Here is a 22,286-nt window from a genome sequence, read left to right as displayed (position 1 = left end):
CTCAACATCATCCTTTTGAAGGATATTCATGGAACGAATATAACTTTATTATCTTTCCATGGAAAAAGATTTATATAACTTTAGCTTATTGAAACAAAAAAGAATTGAGCGAGGTATGTCAACTTTAGACATTGCTCATGAGTTATGTTTGGCTGAAAGACAAATTATATCTATTGAAGAAAATAAACCTCATCACTTTCCATCCCCAACACTTAAATTAGTATGTGTTAAAAAATATGCTAAAGCACTTGATCTAAAAATTTCAGATGTAATTCTCCACACTGACCATATGTCTCTCAGCTAAATGACTCAAGTAAATACTCACAAAGCGCTAGAGCTAGCTACGCAATATATTAATTCTAGACTTTCTAATAAAATAACTATGGCTGATTTAAAGACATTTACGGGGTATTCGGAAAGGTCGCTTCAGCTTTTATTTCAAAAATATTTTTCGAAAACGCCTTTTGAATATATCGAAGAACAAAGACTAATGCTTGCGTACGAATTAATTAAAAGCCATAAAAAAACTAGAAAAACTACAGATGTTGCTTTAGACGTTGGATATAAGCATTTGGGGAGATTCTCAGTGAATTTCAAGGCAAGATTTGGAATTCATCCGTCTGTTTTAGCTAAGACCTCATAAAAAAACTAGCCCTTGGGATAGCTTTTTCCCCACATATATATCGCGGTATGTGGGGGTTTTTGTTTTATGTAAGCAACAATTTAAAGCCTGCTATTACCAAAACTAATGCTAATACTTTTTTAATGGTATTGGCTGTATAAAACTTTATGCCGAGTGTTGTGCCAATCAAAGCACCTATCAATGTAGCACCTATAAATAACGGTAATTGATCTGGTAAATTTTGTACTGAAGAATAATTTCCAAGTAAACCAAAGCTTGAATTAATTAAAATAAAAAGCGCTGTGATTCCTGAAGTTGTTTTTGTTGAACTCCATCCTAAAAATAAAATAAGTGGAGATAAAAAGATTCCACCTCCTGTTCCAGTCAAGCCGGCTAAAAATCCAATACATGAGCCAATAATAACTGCTAAAAAAAATGGAGGCTTCTTAAGTTTTTTATCGATCTTAGTAGAAAGGTTCGTTACGAGAGAAATAGCTGATATTAAAAGAATGATGCCCACGATAGTTTTGTAGATATGACTAGGTGCATTTATAAAACCACCTAAAAATGCAAAAGGTATTGCGCCGATTGCGATCGGTAATAAAACTTTAAAATCAAAAAACCCTTTTCGTATGAAACGCCAGCTCGTAAATGAGGCAATAAAAATATTCATAACTAATGCGGTAGGTTTAATCACAGCACTTGGAATGTTAAATAAGGTCATAATCGCAATATAGATTGACGCACCAGCATGTCCTACCGATGTATATAAGACTGCGCCAATTAATAAACAAAAGCTAATCGCTACATCAATCAATTCAAAGTACATAAAGACCCCTCGTTTACTGAGTTAAATTCTTTTAAGTAGCTAATTATAAAGCGTTTAATAGAATTATCAGGGTAAAATACTCAACTATGCAAAATGCCACACATTCAACGCCGCAAGCGATTAATAAATACCGCCCTTATTGGGCTAAGCGCTTTGGCACTGCCCCTATGCTGCCTATGTCACGCCTGGAGATGGATGCATTAGGCTGGGATAGTTGTGACATCATTTTGGTGACAGGTGACGCTTACATAGATCACCCTAGTTTCGGTATGGCTTTAATTGGGCGACTGCTAGAAGAGCAAGGATTCCGAGTAGGTATTTTGTCGCAGCCTGATTGGTCAAGTGCCGAACCATTTAAAGCATTAGGAAAGCCTAATCTTTATTTTGGTATCACGGCTGGCAATATGGATAGCATGGTGAACCGATATACGGCTGATCGAAAGATTCGTTCAGATGACGCCTATACACCAGGTGCTGTTGCTGGCAAAAGACCTGATCGAGCAGTACTCGTCTACTCTCAGCGTTGTCGAGAAGCATTTTCTGATGTGCCTTTAGTGATTGGCAGTATTGAAGCAAGTCTTCGTAGAATTGCACATTACGATTACTGGTCTGACAAAGTGCGTCGCTCAGTTCTTGTAGATTCTAAGGCTGATATCTTGTTATATGGCAATGCTGAACGAGCGCTCATTGAACTTACACATCGCATCGCTGATGGAGAAAAAGTAGAAAATATTCAAGATATTCGAGGCACGGCTTTCTTGCGTAAAAAAATTCCTGAAGGCTGGGAGGAAATAGCTTCCACGCATCTTGACCGCCCTGGAAAAGTTGAAACACATATAGATCCTTATGAGATGAAAATGGGCGCAGGCACTGAATGTGAAACTAACGCCAAATCGAATGAGGAAAAATTACCCGACGGCATGCAAGTTATCAAGGTGGTTCGAAAAACAAAAGCTGATCGAAGTATGCAGGTTGTTCGCTTACCAAGCTTTGAGGAAGTGGTTGATGACCCTGTACTTTATGCACATGCATCGCGTGTTCTTCATTTAGAAGCCAATCCAGGAAATGCGCGAGCGCTTATCCAAAGACATGGTGATAGAGAAGTCTGGCTTAATCCGCCCCCTATTCCGCTCACTACAAAAGAAATGGATTATGTATACGACCTTCCTTATGCAAGAAAACCGCATCCTAGCTACGGCGATGCGAAAATTTCTGCATGGGAAATGATTCGCTTCTCAGTCAATATTATGCGCGGGTGTTTTGGTGGGTGCACTTTCTGTTCTATTACAGAACATGAAGGTCGAATTATTCAGAGTCGTTCAGAAGAAAGTATCCTAAAAGAGGTTGAAGAAATTAGAGATAAGGTAGATGGATTTACAGGTGTCATTTCAGACCTCGGGGGACCTACAGCTAATATGTATCGGATGGCTTGTAAGTCAGAAAAAATTGAAGCTTCGTGTCGAAAACTTTCTTGTGTTTACCCAGGCATTTGTGAAAATTTAAATACTGACCATACTGCTCTCATAGAGCTTTATCGAAAAGCAAGAAATACCAAAGGCATTAAAAAAGTACTCATTGGATCAGGCCTTCGTTACGACTTAGCTGTTACTTCGCCTGAGTATGTAAAAGAATTAGTGCAGCACCATGTGGGTGGCTATCTAAAAATTGCGCCTGAGCACTCGGAAGAAAATGTATTATCTAAAATGATGAAGCCAGGTATAGGTTCATATAATAAATTCAAAGAAATGTTTGATCGCTTCTCAAAAGAAGTTGGTAAAGAACAGTACTTAATTCCTTACTTCATTGCAGCGCATCCAGGTGCCACTGATGAAGATATGATGAACTTGGCTTTATGGTTGAAAGAGCACGATTTTAAATTAGACCAAGTGCAAACATTCACACCAACACCGATGGCAATGGCCACAGCTATGTATCACTCAGGTAAAAATCCTTTACGTAAAGTGACGAAAGATAGTGAAGAAATTCCTATTCCTCGAGCAGGTGGTGTACGAAGACTTCATAAAGCATTCATTCGTTACCATGATCCTAAAAATTGGCCAATGTTACGTGAGGCATTACAACGCATGGGTCGAACTGATTTAATTGGAGATAGCAAAAAACATCTCATCCCTGCAAGACAACCTTTATCTGAAAATCATTCCAGACGAATGCATCAATTTGCTAGAAATAAAACGCCCACAACAAAAATATTCAAACGTGCTCGATAAACATTAACTTCAACAAGAAGTTAGAATGAAATGAAAAAAAAAGCCGCTCGTAAGAGTGGCTTTTTTATATCTATAAAAAATTATTTATTTTCAGATCTTAATCGTTCAATACGCTTATTTTCAAAAGCTCTTAATCCAATAAAAGTTAGTGCGCCAATAGCAACCATAATTAAAACAAAACAACCGTAAGCTAATGGCCATGGAATGCCATTAGTCATCATGCTAAATTCAGACATACCGCCAATACCTGCAATAATATTCACTGGCATAAACACCACGCTAATAATTGTTAATCTTTTCAAATCAATATTTTGATTTACGTTCAAGAAACCCACCGTAGCATCCATCTGGAAATTGATCTTATTAAATAAGAATGATGTATGACCATCTAAAGAATCAATGTCACGTAAAATTTCTTTAACATCTTCATGCTGACTTGCAGATAAAAGTTTTGAGCGCATTAAAAAAGATAGCGCGTTTCTAGTATCCATCACATTGCGTCTAATCTTACCGTTCAAATCTTCTTCGATCGCTATATCAGAGAGTATGGTCGCAGCTTGGCTATTCGTCATGTAAGACTTCACAACTTGACTGCCCACTTTTTCTAACCTTGAGTAAACATCTTCTAGTGCGTTGGCTGAATACTCAATATCTGCTGCATATAAGTCCAATAAGACATCTTTAGCTTGTGACACGTAACCTGCCTCTGCACGCGCTCTTAATCGTTGAAGTCTAAATACAGGCAACTCTTCGTTTCGCACTGTAAAGAGTATTTTGTCTTTAAGCACAAAGGCGACGGTAACATTCTTAGATTCTTTAGTGGTGTCTAGCAAGAAATTAGAGTGAAGATGGATTTCACCATTATCTTCAATATAAAAACGTGCGCTTGTCTCAAGATCAGTCAATTCGTTAGGATTGGGGATATGGGCACCAAAAATTTCCCTTGCCCATTCGAGCTGCTCAATTTCAGGTGTCACAAGATCTACCCAGATAGGCTTGGCCTTTTCAAGATCTTTTCTGCTGTAGATAGGTATCTGACGCAAGCGGCCTTTAAAGAGGTCGAATACTCGAATCGCCGTAATTTGTTCTTTGTTTGGCGTTTCATCTGACACAAGGTCCATACGGATATCATCAGAAACATCAAGGAGCACATCGTCACGACGGCTTGACTCAATATGATCCCAAACGACGATACGCTCTTGTTCTGATAAAGCCTCTAGAATTCGGGCGATTTCATTGACTTCAAGCTTCTTAATGAGTCTTTCTAATTCAATTGAGTTTTGTTTTTGAACTAAAGATTCGACAATGTCTTGGCGAGACATTTCTTGCCTTTGAATGAGGTTTCCGACTAAGTTTTGCTTGGCTAGCAAGTTTTTGATGCTAGATAATTTCTTATCAATGTTGTTTTTTTCTGACATGATAATTGCCTCTAATTCAGATTAAGCTTAAGGTTTCGGCAATTGTAAAGTAATAGCTATCAAATTGAAACCTTAATAGCCAACAAAAAATAAGAAGTTATAAATGATGGATTTAGTACATATCCAAATGAATTTAATTTATCTTTTTCTAAAGCGATAAATTAGTAAAAAAGAAAGAAATAAAATGTTTGGATACCAGATATACCAATGCGTCCATGGAATACCATCTATCTTAAAATCTGATATTGGCCAAAAAATTGGCGTAGCAAAAAAAGCTTTTGAATGAAATGGAAAATCGAGAACAATATGAAATGGCCAAGCCAGCATGGCCATAGCCAATGCTCGATTAAACCGATAAACACAATAAATAATCGGCAAACATATAATGAAACTGTAGCCGACTGAGTAACTCAAGAAGAGCCAATCTGGAATGGACTCCAAGGCAGGCTTACCAAAATACCAATTTCCTGTTGTGATATTGATGAGTAAAAATATGCCAAATGAAATTAAGTCTGGCATTGCACCAAAAAAAATTGCAGCCCATGGATACCTCTTATATCCAAATAATCCATAGCCCCATAAGGCATGACTTAATGTATCCATAATAATTTAACGATTAATTTTTTATTGATGGGCCTGATATCAGCCATAACTGTCCATGCTCAACTAACTTTGTATCTTTATGATCAAGATGAGCTTGCGTGGTGCCAAGATAATACCTGCGATTGGTATCAAACCATGAAGCTTTACGCAACAAGGATGTAATTTCAACAATACCTGAATGCTCTTCATCGATAGTCATAAAATCAGCTACTCCGGGTTTAAATAAATCTGGATTAGATTCAAATAGTTTAGTCGTTTTATTTAGCATAGGCTCATACATCCAAATCACTGCCAAACGCGCATTTTCTCCTGGGTCTTCTTGCGCCAATACTCGACCATCACCATCTACAACAATATTATCAAACATTTCAGCGCCTATACTTTGAGCGCTTAAGGGGGTGCCAATTCGTCCGCCATGCAGAGGATTTGAGATGTCATCAAAAACTAATTGATTCAATCGGCTATCGCCCCCAATTTTATCGGTCGTAGCAAACCAAAATTTACTAGCATCTAAAGCATCCCAAGCACCGTCTTCCGGCCTTGCAAACCCAGTAGCGCCAAGTTTCTTAGCTTCCTCTCTGAGAGTTTTGCCATCTAGGCTTGTCATACCTATCAAAGGCACTAAACTAAAGCGCTCGTTAGTGACTTTAATCGCATACAACTGCCCGCCAACTAATCCAGATTGTTCAACCGGATTGCCCACTTTTGTTTTATTGCCCAGATAGACCAATAGCAAACCATCTTGAATATCATCCAAACCAATGACCAAAGTACGATCTTGACTTACAGGATTAGCCAATAAGTTTTCCCATGCAATATGCCCGAAATCAGGCATTAAGTAGCTGATACCTTCTAGAGTGTGCGCAAATGCGCGACCACCTGCTTTATCTTCTTCGCCATTTAAAAATAACTGCCCGTTAAATCCCTTACGCGTCGCTGCATTATAAAATGCCGAAATAGGTGGCAAATCCGCAGAACAAAATCGATTAAATTTTAAGCCAGTTGGAACAGTTGATTTAATTAAGTCCGAACCACTTTTTACCTTGAGACTTTCAATATCAATGACCCAACGAGAAACAAAAGCACCCTTTTCACCATGAGTGCGAGTCGCTCCTTTATCGTTAGGAATCTCATGGTTCATAAGCAAATTAAAAGTACCATCGTTATTTGCAAAAACACCTAAACCATCTGGCACACCAGCCATGGCATAGCCATTACCAGCAGATTCACCTACAGTGATAATTGGCTGCACTTTCCAACCAGGCGCCACGGGAATAATGTAGGCTGGAGCCGAAATACCGGTGCTAGAAAATACAATCGTGACAAATAACGCTTTTAGTAATAGCTGCATAAAGGCCTTTTTTAATTAAGCAATAAAATAATAAAAAACTATCAATGCTTATTTTGAATGTAAAAAATTTGAAGAATTTTTTTAAATATTTTAACTTTAATAAGAGTCAAAATTTTGACAGCTTTTAAGATAATCTAAATTTCGCCCAGTCAAATAACTAAGCCGACCAACTCGAGAAATCTAATCTACTTCAAAATATAGGAAATGTGATGGTCGTCAGGTGTGATTGATTCTAACTTGACCCACTCCTTATTATCTTTATACCAAATCTGGATATTAATTTTAGGTCCCGTGATTCGATAGGAGTCGGCTTCTATATTTTCATTTTTTACTTTAATAGTTTCCTTGCCTAAACTTTTAATTTGTACTTCAGTGTATTCGCCCATCTGGACATTCAATAATTTACTTTGCTTTAACATTAATGGATTCCAATAGCTAAAAGTCATAGGACACTCGGCAGAAAAAGCTTCTTTTGCAGGCTCAATCAACTTAAATGTATTGGTTTCAAATTTTCCAATAACTTTGTAATCATCACCTCCATCTTGCGTTGAAGCGTTTATCGAGTGAAGACAGTTTTTACTCCAAAGTTCCTGCGATATATGTTTGTATTTATAAACGGGTATTGATAAGACTGTGACTTTAAAATTTGCATTACTCGTTAGCTGATGAAATTTTTCTTCTTCTTTTAATTGGAAAGTATGTTCACCAATCAATTTACCATCCATAAGCACATCAAAGTTCCAGTCTTTTGCAAAACAAATGCTTGGTAAAAAAAATAAAATAAAGCTAAATTTTTTAAAGGAAAAATTTTTCATCACAAGAGCTAGCAAATACCACTCCAAGATTTTTCTAATGACTGAGTCTCGTTATTCTTTCCGGGAAAATTATTGAAAAACATATCAATTAAATATGGAAGCGTTGATGTAAGTTTTGAACAAGTACCTTTACTTCTTAAACTCCCCTCAAAAAGTTTATCGAGCTCTTTGTCTTTAGATTTGGGTTTTGCTATATCAATATGGATATATCTTGTATACAAAGTATATTTATTAGTATGCGTTTGGTAGCCACGATATCCATACATTGGCAAGCCAGGATACATAGCCCATGAATTTAGTGAATATCCCGTATAACCAATCATGCCAAAATCAGGCACTGTATAAGTCTCTGTCATCTCTTTTCCGTTGTCGTCGCCATAGTCAAAGAAAAGGAGTAACTCAGGTTTTTTGGTGTGATCAATGACAGTGAAACCTAATTTCTCGATACGATCTTTTAGGATCCCTGCATAATTTTTAAATTCCAATGAGCTTTTTTGAGACTGATGCCATGGAACTATCGCAATGGTAGTGGGTTTAAAGTCATTAGGAAGTTCATGGAAGACAGTGAGCTCAGCTTTGAGGGTGGGATTTTTCTCTGCAAGGGACTGGCAACCACTAATACTTATTAGTGAAAAAAGACTAACTAACAAAAAGAAAAATTTCATATCTATACGACCTTATAATCTATCTTTTGTTCCAGAATTTAGCCTTAAATAGCAGCGCTTTGAAAATTAGGGTTTCAAGGGTATTTCGTGACTCTCTGAAGCTTCCCAGATTTCTTTCGCTGCATCAAGATTGATGGCCATAATCAAAAACCCAACGATTAAATCTGGCCACATCGATACCCAAATGTATCCTATTAAGCCTGCAATAATAATGCCTATGTTAGCTAACGCATCATTTCGTGCAGAAAGAAAGGCGGCTCTCGTTAAACTGCCTTGATAATTTCTAAATCGCATTAAAATAAAAGTACAGGTAAGGTTCACAAGCAATGCCCCAAAACCTGTCAGAGAGAGAATAGAAGGATCTGGAACTGACGGCATATTAAATTTTTGCCAAATTGTGTATAAAAAAGCAAGGGCAGGTATTACCAAAATCATTGCTAAACATTTACCCAGCCTTGCTTTGTTTTTGATCGACCATCCAAGCGCTAAAAAAATAAGAATATTAATTGACGCATCTTCGAGAAAATCAATACTGTCAGCAAAAAGAGAACTGGAATGTATAGTATTTGCTGCTATAAACTCTACAAAAAAATAAGTTAAATTAGCAAATGCAACAAATAAAACTGATTTTGCAAATTGCTTATCTTGTTTATGCTGAAGAGTCATAAATTGAAATAACTATTGGACTTCAATTTGGATAGTTTTACTTAGTTCTTCGCCGTACGAGCGATGATATCCATCTGCAAACTGAAGGGTAAGCTTATAGGTGCCCGAAGTTAAGTTGAGCTCGATTTCTTTCTGCCCTTTACCAAAATGCAAATGATTTGAATCTGCTGGAATTGTTAAACCTTTTGCTATGAATGGCTGGTTAATCAATAAATGATGATGGCCGGAGCCTTCTACATATTCTCCTGCTGGACTAATAAGCATGCCACTTAATTCAAATACAACCTTAAAAGGGCTTTTGACTTTATCTCCATCTTTTAGGTTAGCAAAGCTTACTGAGGGCTTATTCAATACGCCCTCGTCTCTTGGGTACGAGAAAATATTTAAGGAAAGAAGGAGAGTTAATACACCTACAAATAAAAGAGTTTTTATTTTCATCAGTAATGATCCTTAGTTAAGTATACAAATCATACAACAAATTTTTCCTTTTCCATTCAATCAACTAAATGAGCAATATGCTGAAATATTGCCTCATTAGATCTAAATTGGACCCTTGAAATACTTAGGGTCTAATCTTTTTTTAATGATTCTTCATGAATTTACTTAGGCTCTATTGAGTGGACTACGTCTATTGCGTTTTAGGTGTGAGAGTAATATCACTACAACAAGTTAAACGCTTGTGAAGAAAATAATGCAACTAACTATTAAAGGAAAATATTATGTGGACAACTCCAGCAGCTACAGAAATGCGTTTTGGCTTTGAAGTAACTATGTACGTAATGAACAAGTAATTGTTTATTAGTGTCCTAAATTAAAAAGCCTAGCTTCTGCTAGGCTTTTTTATTAAGTTGATTCGAAAAGTAGTGATTGACATCCCTGTGATTCATTTCATCTTCTCTAACCGCTATAACCACATCACTTAAGCGTGCATCTTTTTTAAGATGCCAGTAATCAATAGCTATTTGAGGTGCTGGAATATTTTCATACTTGCCTTCTTGAATGCCCTGCAAATATTCTGTATAGCTATAGACAGCCTCTTCTTCAAAATAGCCAACCAAACGATGAGCTGTTTTGGACGATATCAAATAAAGCAAAAAGAATAAATTATAGAAAATACCTTGCGCTAAAATAATCAAAAATCGCTCGAATGTATTGGGTTTGGCAATTTCAATAAAAGTCATTAAATGCATACGTTCATTCTCGGCCTCATCCAGAAGTGTCTTTATCCATCCTTGATCATTTTCGATACGCCTTAAAGACTTAAGATGCTGCAATGTGCCACCCACCATACCTGGCACACCCGCCACGGTCTCTAAAACTACTGCCCTATGTCCATAACGTCCTGCAAAGAAAGTATCGGCAAAGACACGTAGAAATTTAGTACAAACTAAAGCAAAGTAGTCGGAAAAACTTCCAGCTTCATGATGAATGATTCTTTTTATCATATTGTTTTTAAGAGTTAATTTAGCCTCGTTGAGTTCAATCCAAAATGCCTAGATTTTAGATTATTCCATTTTGAATTATTTTGACCCTTATTGTGAACTTTTTCCAAGAATATATGACAAAGAACCATTAAATTTATATGGATTTTTATGAAACATCTTATTTTCTTACTTTTGGCCTTAAGCCAGCAGCTATGGGCTGCAAATAATAACGTTATAGATATAAAGAAGCTCGAAAATCAAAGAGCTTTCATTGGTCAAATCAACCAATGCATGAACTCTAATCAGTTAGATGAATTTATCAAAAAAGCCATTCAAAATACCTCTGACCAAGAAAAAAGATCAAAATATGCAGGAGTGCTTGAGGAGCTCATTAAATACAACCCTTCATGCTTTATTGCGAGCATTAATAAACTAGACAATAAAAATTGTAAGCAAGTTGAAGCGTCTTATATTAATGAACCTCATTTTTACCCTCGCGAAGATCTTAAAACTTCACTAAGACAAACTAAAGATTTCTCTAAAAGCTGCTTAGCAAGTTAAGGTAATATTCCTATATGTTATCTATTAAAAACTTTAAGGTATTTTATCTTTTAGGTATCCTGCTCTTTTCATTTGCGACACATGCCAATGAAACATCCGAAAAGCCATTAACTGGCAAATACACTGAGAAGTACCACAATGGAAATTTAAAATATGAAGTTAATTACATTAATGGAAAAAAAGAAGGTTTAGAAACTTTTTGGTACATCACTGGCGGAAAATATATTCAAACAAGCTATAAGAATGATAAAGAAGATGGCATCTGGAATCAGTGGTTCGAAAATGGCCAACTAAAGCTAGAAGCACATTACAAAAATGGAAAAGAAGATGGTTTATTTACACTTTTTTATGACAGCGGTACCAAGCGATCTGAATCTAATTTTGTCAATGGTGAAAAAGTGGGATACGAAACTTATTGGGAAAGAAATGGTGACGTCAAATCAAAGACATTGTACAAATCTAAGTCGTTAGATAAAGATAATAAACCAGCTAATTAAATAGGTTATTCAAGAGTTAAATTTTTCAAGACCTTTGCATCAAAGGCCTTCTCCAGCCCAAGCAAAATTCCTTTGCCTGGGCCTCAAATTTTTTCTGCTAGAATTCGCCTCGAAGTCCAAACATGATTGATCGTCCACCCATCGGCGCTATATCTTTTAAGAAAGATGTATGCTCACGAATTTCTTCGTCCAATAAATTATTAGCCCGCGTGAAAGCTTCTAAATTTAATTGTGTAGGTAATTTATAAGTCGCCATCATACTGATGTTTGTATAAGCATCTGTAATAAGCTCCTTAGTTCCTTCGTAATTATAATTTGTCGCAACACGATCTTGTTTGAAAGCATGGAGCACATCTAACCTTGCGCCAAAACGATCAAATTCATATTTAAGACCTGCGCCTAATTTAAGGGGTGATATACGAGGTACATAACCACCATTCGTTTTATCCTTTGCGTCTACATAATCTCCTCTTACATTAAACTGAACGTAATCTGTCAACATAGTTTTACCTTCTAATTCGACACCTTTAAATTCAGCTTTAATACCTGAAAATGTAGATTTTTTGTAGGTAATATCACCCCCATCCTCGGCATGGGCAAGACCTGGTGAGTCAGTTGATAAAAGACCGATAAAATTTGAAAACTTATTAAAATAAGCCCCAAAAGTTAAACTGTCCTGGCCAGACTTCCAGCGAATCTGCCCATCTAGCCCATTCGATTTTTCCTTTTTTAAATCTGACTGACCTTCTTGGTAAGTTCCTGTTGCTGTATGTACCCCATTTGCAAAGAGTTCAAAATAAGATGGCGCTCTTTCGTTATGGGATAAATTACCTGTTAATGACCATTGCTCATTGAGCGCATATAAACCGCCAATTGCTGCATTATTGGTATTAAATTTCTTTCTTGAAGGATTACCAAATTGTGCATCCTCCCCTCCACCCTTACTCTCAACCTCATGTTTACCATGTCTGAGACCAAAGGTCATTTTATGTTGGTTAAGAGGAAGTTCTTCATAAACATAAAGGGACTGTGAGTTAGTTTTTGAATTGGGCAGAAAAGCTTCGTGTCCGATTGCATCAAACTTACCATTATCAAATTGCGTACCAAGAATACCTTTAAGCCCCATCAACGGAGCATGCGCTAACTCAAAAGTACCATCTATCCCTTTATTTTTAAAGGTGCTATGAATTTCACCCCCGCCCATCTCATGATGACGATAATCAGTATAAGCAGCTCTAAATTTAGCCCTTTCAAAAAAACTACCTAAGTCTCTTATTTCAGATGCGAAATCAATACGATCCGTATCCATATCCAAAAGAATACCGGGCTCCTTAACGCTACCGTACTTGGTTTGATGTTTGGCGTAACTGACACCAGCATAACCTCTATCAAAAATCATCGAAGCTCCCACTGCACCACCTCTTGTTTCAGATTGGCTGTTAAGAAGTTTTTTTCTGCCATGATTAGTTGAATATCTCTCGTAATCGCCATCTCCAGAAGTACCGGCTGCTGGGTCCCACACTTGCGTGGACTCAAGTCTGCTTGAGATTGCGTTACCGGGTATTCGTAAATTCTTCGAATCTCGGTTATAAGCGTCAAAGTGCATCACAAAATTTCCTGTGCCCACATCAACCACAGCCGCATTACTTTGTTCTAAATTGGCACCTCCGTAACGCACTTCCCCACGACCCGTAATACCCTCGAGTTTTTCTTTAGGAATTCTATGGTCAATGGCATTTACTACGCCGCCAACTGCCCCACCCCCATAAAGAAGGGTCGCAGGTCCGCGAATCACATCAATCTGCTCAATAATTAAAGGATCGATCGATACACCATGATCAGAACTCAAATTAGAAGCGTCTAAATTATTAACACCATTCTGCAGAATCTTAATGCGATCACTATCCATACCTCGAATCATAGGACGCCCCACTGAAGGGCCAAAAGAGCTATTGCTTACACCTGGAATGCTATTTAATGTTTCAGCTAAAGTATTTTCTCGTTTTAATGAAAGTTCACGGCCATTTAAAATTGAAATGGGGACCACCATTTGATCAGAGCCAACACCTAAAGGATTTCCAGTTACTGCCGTGGTGGGTATAGTTAAAGTTCCTTTATCCGCAGCTACCGCCGGAAAAGTAAACATAAAAAATAATGCATATGTTATTTTTTTGAGCTTCATTTTGAAATCTCTTCAATAAAAAATTAGTAAAGCAAACGTCCTTAAAAGATTTAAGGAGGTAAATTAAATTTAATTTAATACTGAAGTTTGAGGTGGAGCGCGAGCAGCAAAGTGAATTGCTGTGAGAGATTCATATGAATGAGACTGGACTACAAATACCGTGTAATGATTTAATTCTTCAAGATTGAAAACAAATTCACTATCATTAATATGCTGAAGTTTTGCGAAACCAATACACTGGGTACAAGAGCTAAGATCTGACTTATGAGATTGGGTCTTTTGAGTGTGTTCCTGTATATGAGAAATTTCATGCGCAATCGCTGCTTGCTGACTAAAAGCAAACAAAAAGATTAAACATAAAATACTATAGAGGCGCTTAAACATAACGGCAGTTTAGCACAGATTTATTTAAAAAATCCGCACGCCCTAACCTGCTGGAAGCCCTTGTTTTCAAGTAAAATAAATTTATGAAATCCATCGCCCTTATTGACGTTAATAACTTCTACGTAAGCTGTGAAAGGGTATTTAATCCTAAGCTAGAAAATAAACCAGTGGTGGTATTAAGTAACAACGACGGCTGTGCTATCTCTCGTTCTAATGAAGCTAAAGAGCTTGGCATTAAAATGGGTACACCTTGGTTTAAATTTAAAGAGTTTGCCAAGCAAGAGAATGTCACAGCTCTATCATCTAACTACACACTCTATTTAGATATGAGTCATCGCGTAATGACATTATTGTCCAAATTTAGCCCTGACCAAGAAATCTATTCTGTGGATGAATCATTCCTAGATCTAACCTCATTCAAATCCAAAGATCTCATTAAGTATGGCCAACAAATTAAAACTAAAATTAAACAATGGACAGGATTACCTGTGTCTATTGGTATAGGCTCAACCAAAACATTATCTAAATTAGCTAATCACATTGCAAAAAAGAATCAATCATTTAAAGGTGTGTGTAATTTAAATGTCATGGATGAAGACACGCTTGAAACCTGGATGAGTCATTTTCCTGTTACTGATGTTTGGGGGGTTGGTAGATCATTAGCGCCTAAACTTAATCAACTTGGCATTATGTCTATCCTAGATTTAAAACATGCAGATCCAGACTATATACGTCAACAATTTAGTATTGTCCTTGAAAAGACAGTACGTGAACTTAATGGTGTGATGTGTATAGAATTAAAAGATATAGAAGAACCTAATAAAGAGATTATAGTATCGCGTTCTTTTGGTAGACGAGTGAGAGACAAACAAGAACTCATAGAGGCTGTGACTTCATATACCACCCGCGCTGCTGAAAGAATGAGAAAACAAGAATCAGTCGCTACATCCTTATATATCTACATTAGAACAAGTCCACATGATGATAAGAAACAATATGCGAACGGAGTCAACATTCCCTTATTTCAGCCGAGTGATGATTCAATGGTATTAACCAATGCAGCCTTATTGGGATTAGATTATATTTACCGTGAGGGTTTTGATTATCAAAAAGCTGGTATTACATTATGTAATTTAACTTCCAAACATAAAATGCAAGGCCATTTATTCAGCGATACGATTTCAAATTCTCGCATGAAGATCATGGACACCATCAACCAAAGATGGAAAGGTAAATTAAAGTTAGGAAGTGAAGGTATAACAAAAGAATGGGAAATGAAGGCTCAATTCAAATCAAGGAACTACACAACTAACTGGAATCAGCTAATCATCGCGCACTAAATCTAGATAGCGTTTTAATGAGTTAGATTGTATTGAGTGATATAAACAGCTATACCTGCGAAATACCCAATTAAAGCTAACCAACTAATCTTTTTAACGTACCAAAAGAATGGTATTTTTTCTAAGCCCATTGCAGCAACTCCTGCAGCTGAACCAATAATGAGTATGGATCCACCTGTGCCTGCACAATACGCCATAAATTCCCATAAGAAACTATCAGCCGGATATTGAGTTAAGTCATACATGCCCATTGAAGCTGCGACAAGGGGTACATTATCAACAACAGCACTCAATAATCCCAATAACGTCACAATATAATCCTGACGACCCACTGTTTTATCTAAAAATTCAGAGAATGAGTGAAGTATATGGCTATGCTCGAGCGTTGCCACAGCTAATAAAATACCGATAAAGAAAACAATGGAAGTCATATCAATTCGATGCAAAGCATGGGCTAGAGTGAATTGCTGTTTGTCAGCATCGTCCTTCTTATAATGTATCAAATCCCCTACCAACCAAAGAATTCCTAATCCAAAAAGGATGCCCATAAAAGGTGGTAAATGCGTCACTGTTTTAAATACAGGTACTAAAATCAAAATACCAAGCCCCAAATAAAACATGGTATTTCGCTCAAAATCAGATGTCATCATTGAAGAGGCGCTGTATGTTTTAGTTTGCGTTGAAATAAGTTTGCCTCGCATGGCATGACTAACAAACAATAACGGTGCAATGAGATTAGCTAACGAGGCCAAGAACAATCCTTGAATAATCGCTAGTGTTGTAATCTGCCCACCAATCCATAACATGGTCGTTGTAACATCTCCAATAGGAGACCAAGCGCCCCCTGCATTAGCAGAAATCACTACCATTGCTGCGAATAGGAGACGATCTTCTTGTTTTTGTAAAAGTTTTCTTGTGAGAGAAATCATGACAATAGTGGCTGTTAAATTATCTAAAACTGCACTTAAGAAAAAGGATAGGAATCCAACTATCCACAATAAATGTGAAAGTTTTTTAGTTTTAATGCGAGATGTAATAACTTCAAAGCCATTATGTGCATCAATCACCTCAACAATGGTCATAGCACCAATTAAGAAGAAAACAATTTCTGCGGTAGAAGCTATAGATTCACTTAGTTGATGACCTACGAGTTTATGGTCACCTGTTGAAACTGCGTAAATAGTCCAGAGCAAACCTGCTCCCAATAGTGCGGTGGCTGATTTATTGATTTTTATAGAATGCTCAAGTGTGATTGCGGCATATGTAATTACAAAAATAATAATGAGAGCACTAAGCATGGTTATTAATTAACAAGTTATTGGTTGAAATAGATTGTAGCAGAATAAACGAACGTCAATAATTTTACCGCTTATAGACTCTGCTGAGCAGTAAGCGATTAATTAAAGGTAAGAGCATATGAGAAATTGTAAGAGCCATTAAAACAGAGAAAATGATATTTAAATAGTTAATTTGCAAATGCTCAAAAAGAAGAAAGTAGGAAAAGAAAGTAACTGGCAAGGTAAAAGCTACTAAAAACATTAAGTCTCTTAAAGACTTAATTCCAATATTAATTAATGCTCTAAGACCATGTAAAAAACAGAAATAGAAGGTAAACCAATAAACTGGCTGCAGAAGACTAGCAAGAATGATTGTAACTAAAAACTCGAAGGCAAGAAAGAGCTTATCTTTTTTGGTAATAACCTTATCGAGATAAAGCAAAATTAAAAAACTAGCTATAAAGGCAATTGTAATAAATTTAAGCATAACAAATACTTGAAGGTTTATATCTGAATTTGTTAAAGCATCAAAAATTGATTTAACTTCTTTTTCAAAAAAAATGACAGGGAGTAATGTCATGACAATACCCCATGAAATCTTGATGCTTTGAGGGCCCCGAGCTAGGTATGAAAGATCGCTATGACCAAAATGGAACATTGACATTAAAAGTAAAAGAACTAAACCTAATATGGGACTTTGAAACCATAAAATAAGCCCCAATAGAACAATTGATAAATAAATTAAGAAAGCTATAGCTTTGGTATTAAATTTAGGAAAAGTTTTCCATATGATAATGGAATCAGCAGCTCCATGAGAGATACCAAAAGACATAATAATTAGAAATAAGATTGCGAGAGATGAATTGATATCAGTAATATTCAAAAAACTATTCTGTTGAGAAAAAAATATTAAGAAAAAACTTAATATCAAATAAAAGAACTGGTGAATTCTGACTTTATTTAACATATAAGTTTATTAAGCCTCTAAACATTACTAATTTTGGTAATTTCAAAATAATCACAAAATAATCGACCAGTCTTGATTGGTCAGATAAAAATCTAATAACAGATGAAATGGGCACTTTGGTAAAAAAAACTTTAAATATTTCAGGGGCTTTTTTAGGATTAGATCTCAATACAGAAAGAAAGATTTTATCTAGCCAATTTATAAGATAATTTTCTTTGTGATGAATCATGTCATAGCAAAATTCTTTTTTTGTTTTAATTTGGTTCGCCCAGAGTGCGATTCGAGTGAATGCATACCCCGAAGCAGGTCTAGATGCTCCTGCAAAGTTCCCAATCCTAAAATATTGCTCTTCCATTTTCCTGTCAATATATGGCGACATCGGAAGAACAGCTTTCTCTGTTCTTGTTATTTCCTTTATATCAAACTTTTTTAAAGTAAGATCATGTATCTTTCCAACTTGCTTGAAATTTATCTCGGGTGAGAAAAAGGTTGTTTCTATCAAAGCTTTATTTTTTGAGAATGGAAGAATATAAGTAAAAATGACATTTTTGTTCGACTCAGAGAAATCCATCAATGTCACCACATTTTCATCAAATATATTTTGATTTGAAATAATCTCAGAACCCACAAAAACTTGCTTCAAAGATGGATACTTATCATCAAATATTTTATTGGGTCTGCTATCTATTACATTCTTCAGTAATATTTTTTTATTCTTTACTTTAATTTCCCAGCCATCTTGATTTTTTTTAACATGATTAATTGATTGGCCTCTTTCTACCTTAATCCCCTCTTTAGTAATCTTTTTATATAGTTCGTCTAGAATGGATTCTGAGCTATAACATGCATACCTGTAACTACCAAGATCAATCTTGTAAGATTTATTTTTAACCTTAATTTCTATTTGTGACCATTCTTTTTTCGGTTTTACACTGAAGCTTTTTTTAATATCAAACAATCCTGGTCCTGACCAAAAGCTGTATGTTTTATCATTTTTTAAGTGGGAATTTTTTTCAATTAAAATGAAATTTTTAATTTTTTTACTGAGAAGAGAATTTCCAAGAGTTAATCCAGATAAGCCAGCACCAATAATTCCAATATCAAATTTTTGTTTCATATATTAAAAGTGAGCATCTGGAAGTGTCATTATGAATTTATGCAGATTCTTATCATGAGGCTTTAGTTTAGCTTTAAAAGTAAGCAAAAATTTAGTAATAATCTTAAAGGTAATCAGCACCTTACATAAGGTATTCACATAGCATCTTTTTTCTTTATGTTGATATTGGGTCTGAATTAATTGATGTCCAATTTGCTGGTAGAGTGCAGAAGCCAATTTAACTGCAAGAGAGGCACCTCGAGGGAGGTGATCAATCGCACTACTAGCACTGGCAAAGTAAATATTTGCTAGGTTAATAAGTTTTTTTCGAGTGTAGTCTATTTTTGCTGCAGCTTCCTTTGTTGGGTGGGCTATTTCTTTAGCTGAATGTTTACCCATGAGGCTCTCAGGTAGATAGATTCTATTTCGCAAACTGTCTTCATAAATATCTCGAGAAATGTTTATCAATTGCATTGCAATGCCTAAATCAATTGCAAAATAACGCATTTTTTTATCTTTTACGCCGAAAATGTCACACACCATTAATCCCACTGTACCTGCAACTTGATAACAATAAATGATTAAGGCTTTTTCTGACTTAAATGAGGAAAATTTAATATCGTATATTTGTCCATTCAGAAAATTTTTTACAAGCTTTTGGTTCGGCCAATTTTCCTTTGGAATATTATTTAATACGCTAATGACCGGATGAGGCGTGCCTTTATTCCATGCACCTATAAATATAAGAAGCTTTTTTTTGGCAACACTTAAGTTTTTAGCTTCATCAACCATGTCATCAATTTTTCGACAAAAGCTGTAAATCGAGTAAATCGCTTGCATTTTGGTCTTATCAAGAAAAAAAGAGGCCCAATAAAAAGTTTTTCCATGCTTACGCATCAATAAACTATTCTTCATACTATGGAATCAATTTATCGATGACTTTGGCTGAATTCAGGACGCCTGGAACACCAGCGCCCGGATGAGTCCCAGCACCTACATAAAAAAGGTTCTGATATAAATCATCCTTATTGTGCGTCCTGAACCAAGCAGATTGTCTAAATAACGGAGCAATAGAAAATCCTGAGCCAAAAGGCGTGTTGTAATCTTGAAGAAAATCGTCAGGGGTCATTACAAAAGATTCGCAAATATATTCACTAAGTTTTGGCATCATGGTTTGCTCTAGAGCCTTAATAATAGATTGTGTAAATTTCGGCGCCTCTTCTTTCCAGCTAATATTTCCTTTCAAATTTGGTACTGGAACTAACGCATAAAAACTATCGCAACCTGTAGGGGCAAAATCAGGATCAGTTGCTGTGGGTCTATGAAGGTAAATAGAAAAATCCTCGGATAATTTATAGCGATCAAATATATCACTAAGCAATTCTTTATAGCGCGGCCCCATCCAAATAGTATGGTGAGCAATATCCTCATATTTAACTTTTGTTCCAAAGAAAAAAACAAACAAACCCATGGAGTGCTTGGCTGTTTTCTTTACAAATTTATTATGCAAGGAAATTTTTTTATGTTCTATTAAATTGGTATTTGTATAAATAGGATCTGCATTTGTAATTAAATAATCAGCCTTATAAAATTTACCTTCCTCAGTTTCTATGCCTTCAACCATTTTGTCGCGAGTAACAATTTTCTTAATTTCGCTATTAAGAAATATATTTACACCCTGGCGCTCCATCAGCATCTTTAACTGAGATATTATTTCTCCAGTTCCTCCCTTAGCAAAAAATACTCCCCATTTTTTTTCAAGCGCGTGAATAAGAGCATAAATTGAAGTTGTATTAAAAGGGTTACCTCCAACAAGTAAGGGCTGAATTGAGAAAGCTTGCCTTAAATTTGGATGGCTTAAATAGTTTGATACAAATTGATAAACAGATTGATAGCCCTTTAACTTAATAATATCGGGGGTATATTTAATTAAACTGCTTAATTTATGAAAAGGCTGATCAGCAAGCTTGAGGTAGCCTAATTCAAATATTTTCTCAGCATGCCGAAGCATTTTAAGATAGCCATTTACATCTCTAGGCTCAATGGCTTTTATTTGCTCTAATAACTGATCTTGATCTGGGCCATAATTAAAAAATGTCCCATCATGAAATCTAAATCGATACCAAGGATCTAAAGGGATAAATTGAATAAAATCATCAATTTCTTCATTAAAAATTTCAAATAATTCCCTAAAAAGATAGGGTGCGGTAATGACTGTAGGCCCCGCGTCATAAACAAAGCCGTTCCGATTAAACTGCCTTGCTCTTCCACCAATTTGATCTAATTTTTCATGCAAATCGACTTCATAACCCTTAGCCCTCATTCGCAAAGCTGCAGCGATTCCCCCAAAACCACTTCCGATTACAATTATTTTTTTATTTTGCATGTGTAAACTGGCTAGCTTTTTTGTTTATCTCTTCACAAAGAGAAGAAATAATAGGTCTGATGACGACCGGCATAAGGTGTAAAGAATTTTTAATATTTTCTAGTATCAATTGAATCCTATCAATTAAATCATCTTTAATATTTGAAGATATTAAAAATTGCTTAAATTCAGCTTTATTTTTTTTCAAAAAATTAATTTCTTTTTCAGAAGACTTTTCTTTAACTAAAACTAGCAATGCATTCATTCTTTCAAACTCAATATCTGTAGGAATTTCATCTACTTGGTTTAATAAAATATTTTCTAAGTCATTAACAATTTGATAAGCAAGTCCTATTTCGTCTGTCATTTTTCTTAAATTAATATAATAAGGTTCATCTAGTTCAGCGCATTTAAACATTCCCATGATAGGCAAACAAATAAGGGGTGATGTTTTTGCTGTGGCCAGACTTTTATACTCTTCCCAGCCTAGACTTAAGAAGCTTGTGTTGACATCGCCTGACTGGCCAAAAACAATTTCCTTAACGGTGCCTGAAAGTAACCCTAGTAAAATATTTTGATGCCAGCCCTGCTCAATTTCAGTAATTTTTTTAAAGGATTCTGCTATTAAATAGTCGCCAGTGCATATAGCAGCTGGTATACCAAAATTTTTCCATACGCTTACCTTACCTCTTCTAATCTCATCGCTGTCACAAATGTCATCATGCAAAAGCGAGGCGCTATGAATTAACTCACAAACCACTGCCCAAATAATTGCTGTATGTTTTGATAGTCCTAATGCTTCTCCGGTAGAAAGTGCCAAGTGAGAGCGAATTAATTTTCCTTCCGACCCTCCATGCCAATTCAGCCATAGAGATAAATTTTTTTCGTTCACCTCGAAAGACTTGGCTAGCTGTTTTTTAACGCTCTCTAGTGAATCACTTTCGTTTGAAATCATAATGAGTCTTATTTAAAAGAATATATGTATACAATATATCT

Annotated in this window: 24 protein-coding genes; 7 read left to right on the top strand and 17 right to left on the bottom strand. The window is 35.8% G+C overall.

The window, feature by feature from the left end; translation table 11 throughout:
• Window positions 1-58: 58 nt before the first annotated feature.
• Together FIT70_RS02780 and FIT70_RS02775 are read left to right on the top strand one after the other, a co-directional pair.
• Window positions 59-304 (top strand): helix-turn-helix domain-containing protein, encoded by a 246-nt coding sequence (locus FIT70_RS02780; protein ID WP_139874430.1) that lies wholly within the window; start codon window positions 59-61, stop codon window positions 302-304.
• Complete coding sequence (locus FIT70_RS02775) at window positions 305-643, top strand: helix-turn-helix transcriptional regulator (protein WP_139874429.1); 339 nt, start codon at window positions 305-307, stop codon at window positions 641-643. It begins immediately after the preceding gene.
• Window positions 644-707: 64 nt separating this feature from the next.
• Here the strand turns inward: FIT70_RS02775 and FIT70_RS02770 are convergent, their stop codons facing one another.
• Complete coding sequence (locus tag FIT70_RS02770) at window positions 708-1,451, bottom strand: sulfite exporter TauE/SafE family protein (protein WP_139874428.1); 744 nt, start codon at window positions 1,449-1,451, stop codon at window positions 708-710.
• Window positions 1,452-1,537: 86 nt separating this feature from the next.
• On the opposite strand from FIT70_RS02770, the gene FIT70_RS02765 reads away from it, so the two are divergent.
• A complete protein-coding gene (locus FIT70_RS02765; RefSeq protein WP_139874427.1) occupies window positions 1,538-3,679 on the top strand; it encodes a YgiQ family radical SAM protein in 2,142 nt (713 codons plus the stop codon).
• An 80-nt stretch (window positions 3,680-3,759) separates the two neighbouring features.
• On the opposite strand, the gene FIT70_RS02760 is transcribed toward FIT70_RS02765, so the two are convergent.
• From FIT70_RS02760 to FIT70_RS02730, 7 genes are all read right to left on the bottom strand, one after another.
• A complete protein-coding gene (locus FIT70_RS02760) occupies window positions 3,760-5,097 on the bottom strand; it encodes a CorA family divalent cation transporter (RefSeq protein ID WP_139930528.1) in 1,338 nt (445 codons plus the stop codon).
• A gap of 138 nt (window positions 5,098-5,235) precedes the next feature.
• Complete coding sequence (locus FIT70_RS02755) at window positions 5,236-5,700, bottom strand: hypothetical protein (RefSeq protein ID WP_139930527.1); 465 nt, start codon at window positions 5,698-5,700, stop codon at window positions 5,236-5,238.
• A 13-nt stretch (window positions 5,701-5,713) separates the two neighbouring features.
• The gene (locus FIT70_RS02750; RefSeq protein ID WP_139930525.1) at window positions 5,714-7,051 is read right to left on the bottom strand and encodes a PhoX family protein; all 1,338 of its coding nucleotides are present in this window, start codon (window positions 7,049-7,051) and stop codon (window positions 5,714-5,716) included.
• Window positions 7,052-7,236: 185 nt separating this feature from the next.
• Window positions 7,237-7,866 carry a DUF6134 family protein gene (locus FIT70_RS02745; protein ID WP_139930523.1) on the bottom strand — a complete coding sequence of 210 codons (630 nt, stop codon included), beginning with the start codon at window positions 7,864-7,866 and terminating at the stop codon, window positions 7,237-7,239.
• Between the two features lie 8 nt (window positions 7,867-7,874).
• Window positions 7,875-8,531 carry a DUF4136 domain-containing protein gene (locus FIT70_RS02740; RefSeq protein ID WP_139874423.1) on the bottom strand — a complete coding sequence of 219 codons (657 nt, stop codon included), beginning with the start codon at window positions 8,529-8,531 and terminating at the stop codon, window positions 7,875-7,877.
• Window positions 8,532-8,597: 66 nt separating this feature from the next.
• The gene (locus FIT70_RS02735; protein ID WP_139874422.1) at window positions 8,598-9,197 is read right to left on the bottom strand and encodes a cation efflux transmembrane domain-containing protein; all 600 of its coding nucleotides are present in this window, start codon (window positions 9,195-9,197) and stop codon (window positions 8,598-8,600) included.
• 12 nt (window positions 9,198-9,209) lie between these two features.
• Window positions 9,210-9,635, bottom strand: coding sequence for a DUF4399 domain-containing protein (locus tag FIT70_RS02730; RefSeq protein WP_139874421.1), 426 nt, complete (start codon window positions 9,633-9,635; stop codon window positions 9,210-9,212).
• A gap of 281 nt (window positions 9,636-9,916) precedes the next feature.
• Between FIT70_RS02730 and pqqA the strand changes: the two genes are divergently transcribed.
• Window positions 9,917-9,988, top strand: coding sequence for a pyrroloquinoline quinone precursor peptide PqqA (gene pqqA / locus FIT70_RS02725; protein ID WP_012777389.1), 72 nt, complete (start codon window positions 9,917-9,919; stop codon window positions 9,986-9,988).
• Between the two features lie 39 nt (window positions 9,989-10,027).
• Here pqqA and FIT70_RS02720 read toward each other — a convergent pair whose 3' ends face one another.
• On the bottom strand, window positions 10,028-10,642 hold the full coding sequence (locus tag FIT70_RS02720) for an alternative oxidase (protein WP_139867422.1): 615 nt from the start codon (window positions 10,640-10,642) through the stop codon (window positions 10,028-10,030).
• Between the two features lie 147 nt (window positions 10,643-10,789).
• Between FIT70_RS02720 and FIT70_RS02715 the strand changes: the two genes are divergently transcribed.
• Together FIT70_RS02715 and FIT70_RS02710 are read left to right on the top strand one after the other, a co-directional pair.
• Window positions 10,790-11,182: a hypothetical protein gene (locus FIT70_RS02715; protein ID WP_139870216.1), complete on the top strand. Its 393-nt coding sequence runs from the start codon at window positions 10,790-10,792 to the stop codon at window positions 11,180-11,182.
• Window positions 11,183-11,196: 14 nt separating this feature from the next.
• Window positions 11,197-11,679, top strand: a complete 483-nt coding sequence (locus tag FIT70_RS02710; protein WP_139874420.1) for a toxin-antitoxin system YwqK family antitoxin — start codon at window positions 11,197-11,199, stop codon at window positions 11,677-11,679.
• Window positions 11,680-11,776: 97 nt separating this feature from the next.
• Here FIT70_RS02710 and FIT70_RS02705 read toward each other — a convergent pair whose 3' ends face one another.
• Both FIT70_RS02705 and FIT70_RS02700 read right to left on the bottom strand, forming a co-directional pair.
• The gene (locus FIT70_RS02705) at window positions 11,777-13,861 is read right to left on the bottom strand and encodes a TonB-dependent receptor (RefSeq protein ID WP_139930521.1); all 2,085 of its coding nucleotides are present in this window, start codon (window positions 13,859-13,861) and stop codon (window positions 11,777-11,779) included.
• A 69-nt stretch (window positions 13,862-13,930) separates the two neighbouring features.
• Window positions 13,931-14,245 (bottom strand): hypothetical protein, encoded by a 315-nt coding sequence (locus FIT70_RS02700; RefSeq protein WP_049814239.1) that lies wholly within the window; start codon window positions 14,243-14,245, stop codon window positions 13,931-13,933.
• Between the two features lie 83 nt (window positions 14,246-14,328).
• Here FIT70_RS02700 and FIT70_RS02695 point away from each other — a divergent pair, with 83 nt between their 5' ends.
• Window positions 14,329-15,585 (top strand): Y-family DNA polymerase, encoded by a 1,257-nt coding sequence (locus FIT70_RS02695; RefSeq protein ID WP_139930519.1) that lies wholly within the window; start codon window positions 14,329-14,331, stop codon window positions 15,583-15,585.
• A 14-nt stretch (window positions 15,586-15,599) separates the two neighbouring features.
• Here the strand turns inward: FIT70_RS02695 and nhaD are convergent, their stop codons facing one another.
• The 6 genes from nhaD to FIT70_RS02665 form a co-directional block, all read right to left on the bottom strand.
• Window positions 15,600-16,883 (bottom strand): sodium:proton antiporter NhaD, encoded by a 1,284-nt coding sequence (gene nhaD / locus FIT70_RS02690; RefSeq protein WP_139930517.1) that lies wholly within the window; start codon window positions 16,881-16,883, stop codon window positions 15,600-15,602.
• Between the two features lie 64 nt (window positions 16,884-16,947).
• A complete protein-coding gene (locus FIT70_RS02685; RefSeq protein ID WP_189340873.1) occupies window positions 16,948-17,694 on the bottom strand; it encodes a Brp/Blh family beta-carotene 15,15'-dioxygenase in 747 nt (248 codons plus the stop codon).
• Between the two features lie 124 nt (window positions 17,695-17,818).
• A complete protein-coding gene (locus tag FIT70_RS02680) occupies window positions 17,819-18,946 on the bottom strand; it encodes a lycopene cyclase family protein (protein WP_139930513.1) in 1,128 nt (375 codons plus the stop codon).
• Window positions 18,947-18,949: 3 nt separating this feature from the next.
• The gene (locus FIT70_RS02675) at window positions 18,950-19,840 is read right to left on the bottom strand and encodes a phytoene/squalene synthase family protein (RefSeq protein WP_139930511.1); all 891 of its coding nucleotides are present in this window, start codon (window positions 19,838-19,840) and stop codon (window positions 18,950-18,952) included.
• Between the two features lies 1 nt (window position 19,841).
• Window positions 19,842-21,311: a phytoene desaturase family protein gene (gene crtI, locus FIT70_RS02670; RefSeq protein ID WP_139930509.1), complete on the bottom strand. Its 1,470-nt coding sequence runs from the start codon at window positions 21,309-21,311 to the stop codon at window positions 19,842-19,844.
• Window positions 21,301-22,245 (bottom strand): polyprenyl synthetase family protein, encoded by a 945-nt coding sequence (locus FIT70_RS02665; protein WP_139930507.1) that lies wholly within the window; start codon window positions 22,243-22,245, stop codon window positions 21,301-21,303. Before FIT70_RS02665 ends, crtI begins: the two co-directional genes overlap by 11 nt.
• Window positions 22,246-22,286 lie beyond the last annotated feature (41 nt).

It is taken from the genome of Candidatus Methylopumilus universalis (genome assembly GCF_006364435.1).
GTDB classification, from domain to species: Bacteria; Pseudomonadota; Gammaproteobacteria; order Burkholderiales; family Methylophilaceae; genus Methylopumilus; species Methylopumilus universalis.
Note: the sequence above shows the minus strand (reverse complement) of the source record. Positions and strands in the feature narration are given on the sequence as shown.

Coding starts and splice junctions, on each gene's coding strand:
- FIT70_RS02750 (WP_139930525.1), bottom strand. CDS start 7,051: ATGCAGCTATTACTAAAAGCGTTATTTGTCACGATTGTATTTTCTAGC.
- FIT70_RS02705 (WP_139930521.1), bottom strand. CDS start 13,861: ATGAAGCTCAAAAAAATAACATATGCATTATTTTTTATGTTTACTTTT.
- FIT70_RS02720 (WP_139867422.1), bottom strand. CDS start 10,642: ATGATAAAAAGAATCATTCATCATGAAGCTGGAAGTTTTTCCGACTAC.
- FIT70_RS02675 (WP_139930511.1), bottom strand. CDS start 19,840: ATGAAGAATAGTTTATTGATGCGTAAGCATGGAAAAACTTTTTATTGG.
- FIT70_RS02695 (WP_139930519.1), top strand. CDS start 14,329: ATGAAATCCATCGCCCTTATTGACGTTAATAACTTCTACGTAAGCTGT.
- nhaD (WP_139930517.1), bottom strand. CDS start 16,883: ATGCTTAGTGCTCTCATTATTATTTTTGTAATTACATATGCCGCAATC.
- FIT70_RS02735 (WP_139874422.1), bottom strand. CDS start 9,197: ATGACTCTTCAGCATAAACAAGATAAGCAATTTGCAAAATCAGTTTTA.
- FIT70_RS02710 (WP_139874420.1), top strand. CDS start 11,197: ATGTTATCTATTAAAAACTTTAAGGTATTTTATCTTTTAGGTATCCTG.
- FIT70_RS02765 (WP_139874427.1), top strand. CDS start 1,538: ATGCAAAATGCCACACATTCAACGCCGCAAGCGATTAATAAATACCGC.
- FIT70_RS02740 (WP_139874423.1), bottom strand. CDS start 8,531: ATGAAATTTTTCTTTTTGTTAGTTAGTCTTTTTTCACTAATAAGTATT.
- FIT70_RS02730 (WP_139874421.1), bottom strand. CDS start 9,635: ATGAAAATAAAAACTCTTTTATTTGTAGGTGTATTAACTCTCCTTCTT.
- FIT70_RS02715 (WP_139870216.1), top strand. CDS start 10,790: ATGAAACATCTTATTTTCTTACTTTTGGCCTTAAGCCAGCAGCTATGG.
- FIT70_RS02665 (WP_139930507.1), bottom strand. CDS start 22,245: ATGATTTCAAACGAAAGTGATTCACTAGAGAGCGTTAAAAAACAGCTA.
- FIT70_RS02780 (WP_139874430.1), top strand. CDS start 59: ATGGAAAAAGATTTATATAACTTTAGCTTATTGAAACAAAAAAGAATT.
- FIT70_RS02775 (WP_139874429.1), top strand. CDS start 305: ATGACTCAAGTAAATACTCACAAAGCGCTAGAGCTAGCTACGCAATAT.
- FIT70_RS02680 (WP_139930513.1), bottom strand. CDS start 18,946: ATGAAACAAAAATTTGATATTGGAATTATTGGTGCTGGCTTATCTGGA.
- FIT70_RS02755 (WP_139930527.1), bottom strand. CDS start 5,700: ATGGATACATTAAGTCATGCCTTATGGGGCTATGGATTATTTGGATAT.
- crtI (WP_139930509.1), bottom strand. CDS start 21,311: ATGCAAAATAAAAAAATAATTGTAATCGGAAGTGGTTTTGGGGGAATC.
- FIT70_RS02745 (WP_139930523.1), bottom strand. CDS start 7,866: ATGAAAAATTTTTCCTTTAAAAAATTTAGCTTTATTTTATTTTTTTTA.
- FIT70_RS02770 (WP_139874428.1), bottom strand. CDS start 1,451: ATGTACTTTGAATTGATTGATGTAGCGATTAGCTTTTGTTTATTAATT.
- FIT70_RS02685 (WP_189340873.1), bottom strand. CDS start 17,694: ATGTCTTTTGGTATCTCTCATGGAGCTGCTGATTCCATTATCATATGG.
- FIT70_RS02700 (WP_049814239.1), bottom strand. CDS start 14,245: ATGTTTAAGCGCCTCTATAGTATTTTATGTTTAATCTTTTTGTTTGCT.
- FIT70_RS02760 (WP_139930528.1), bottom strand. CDS start 5,097: ATGTCAGAAAAAAACAACATTGATAAGAAATTATCTAGCATCAAAAAC.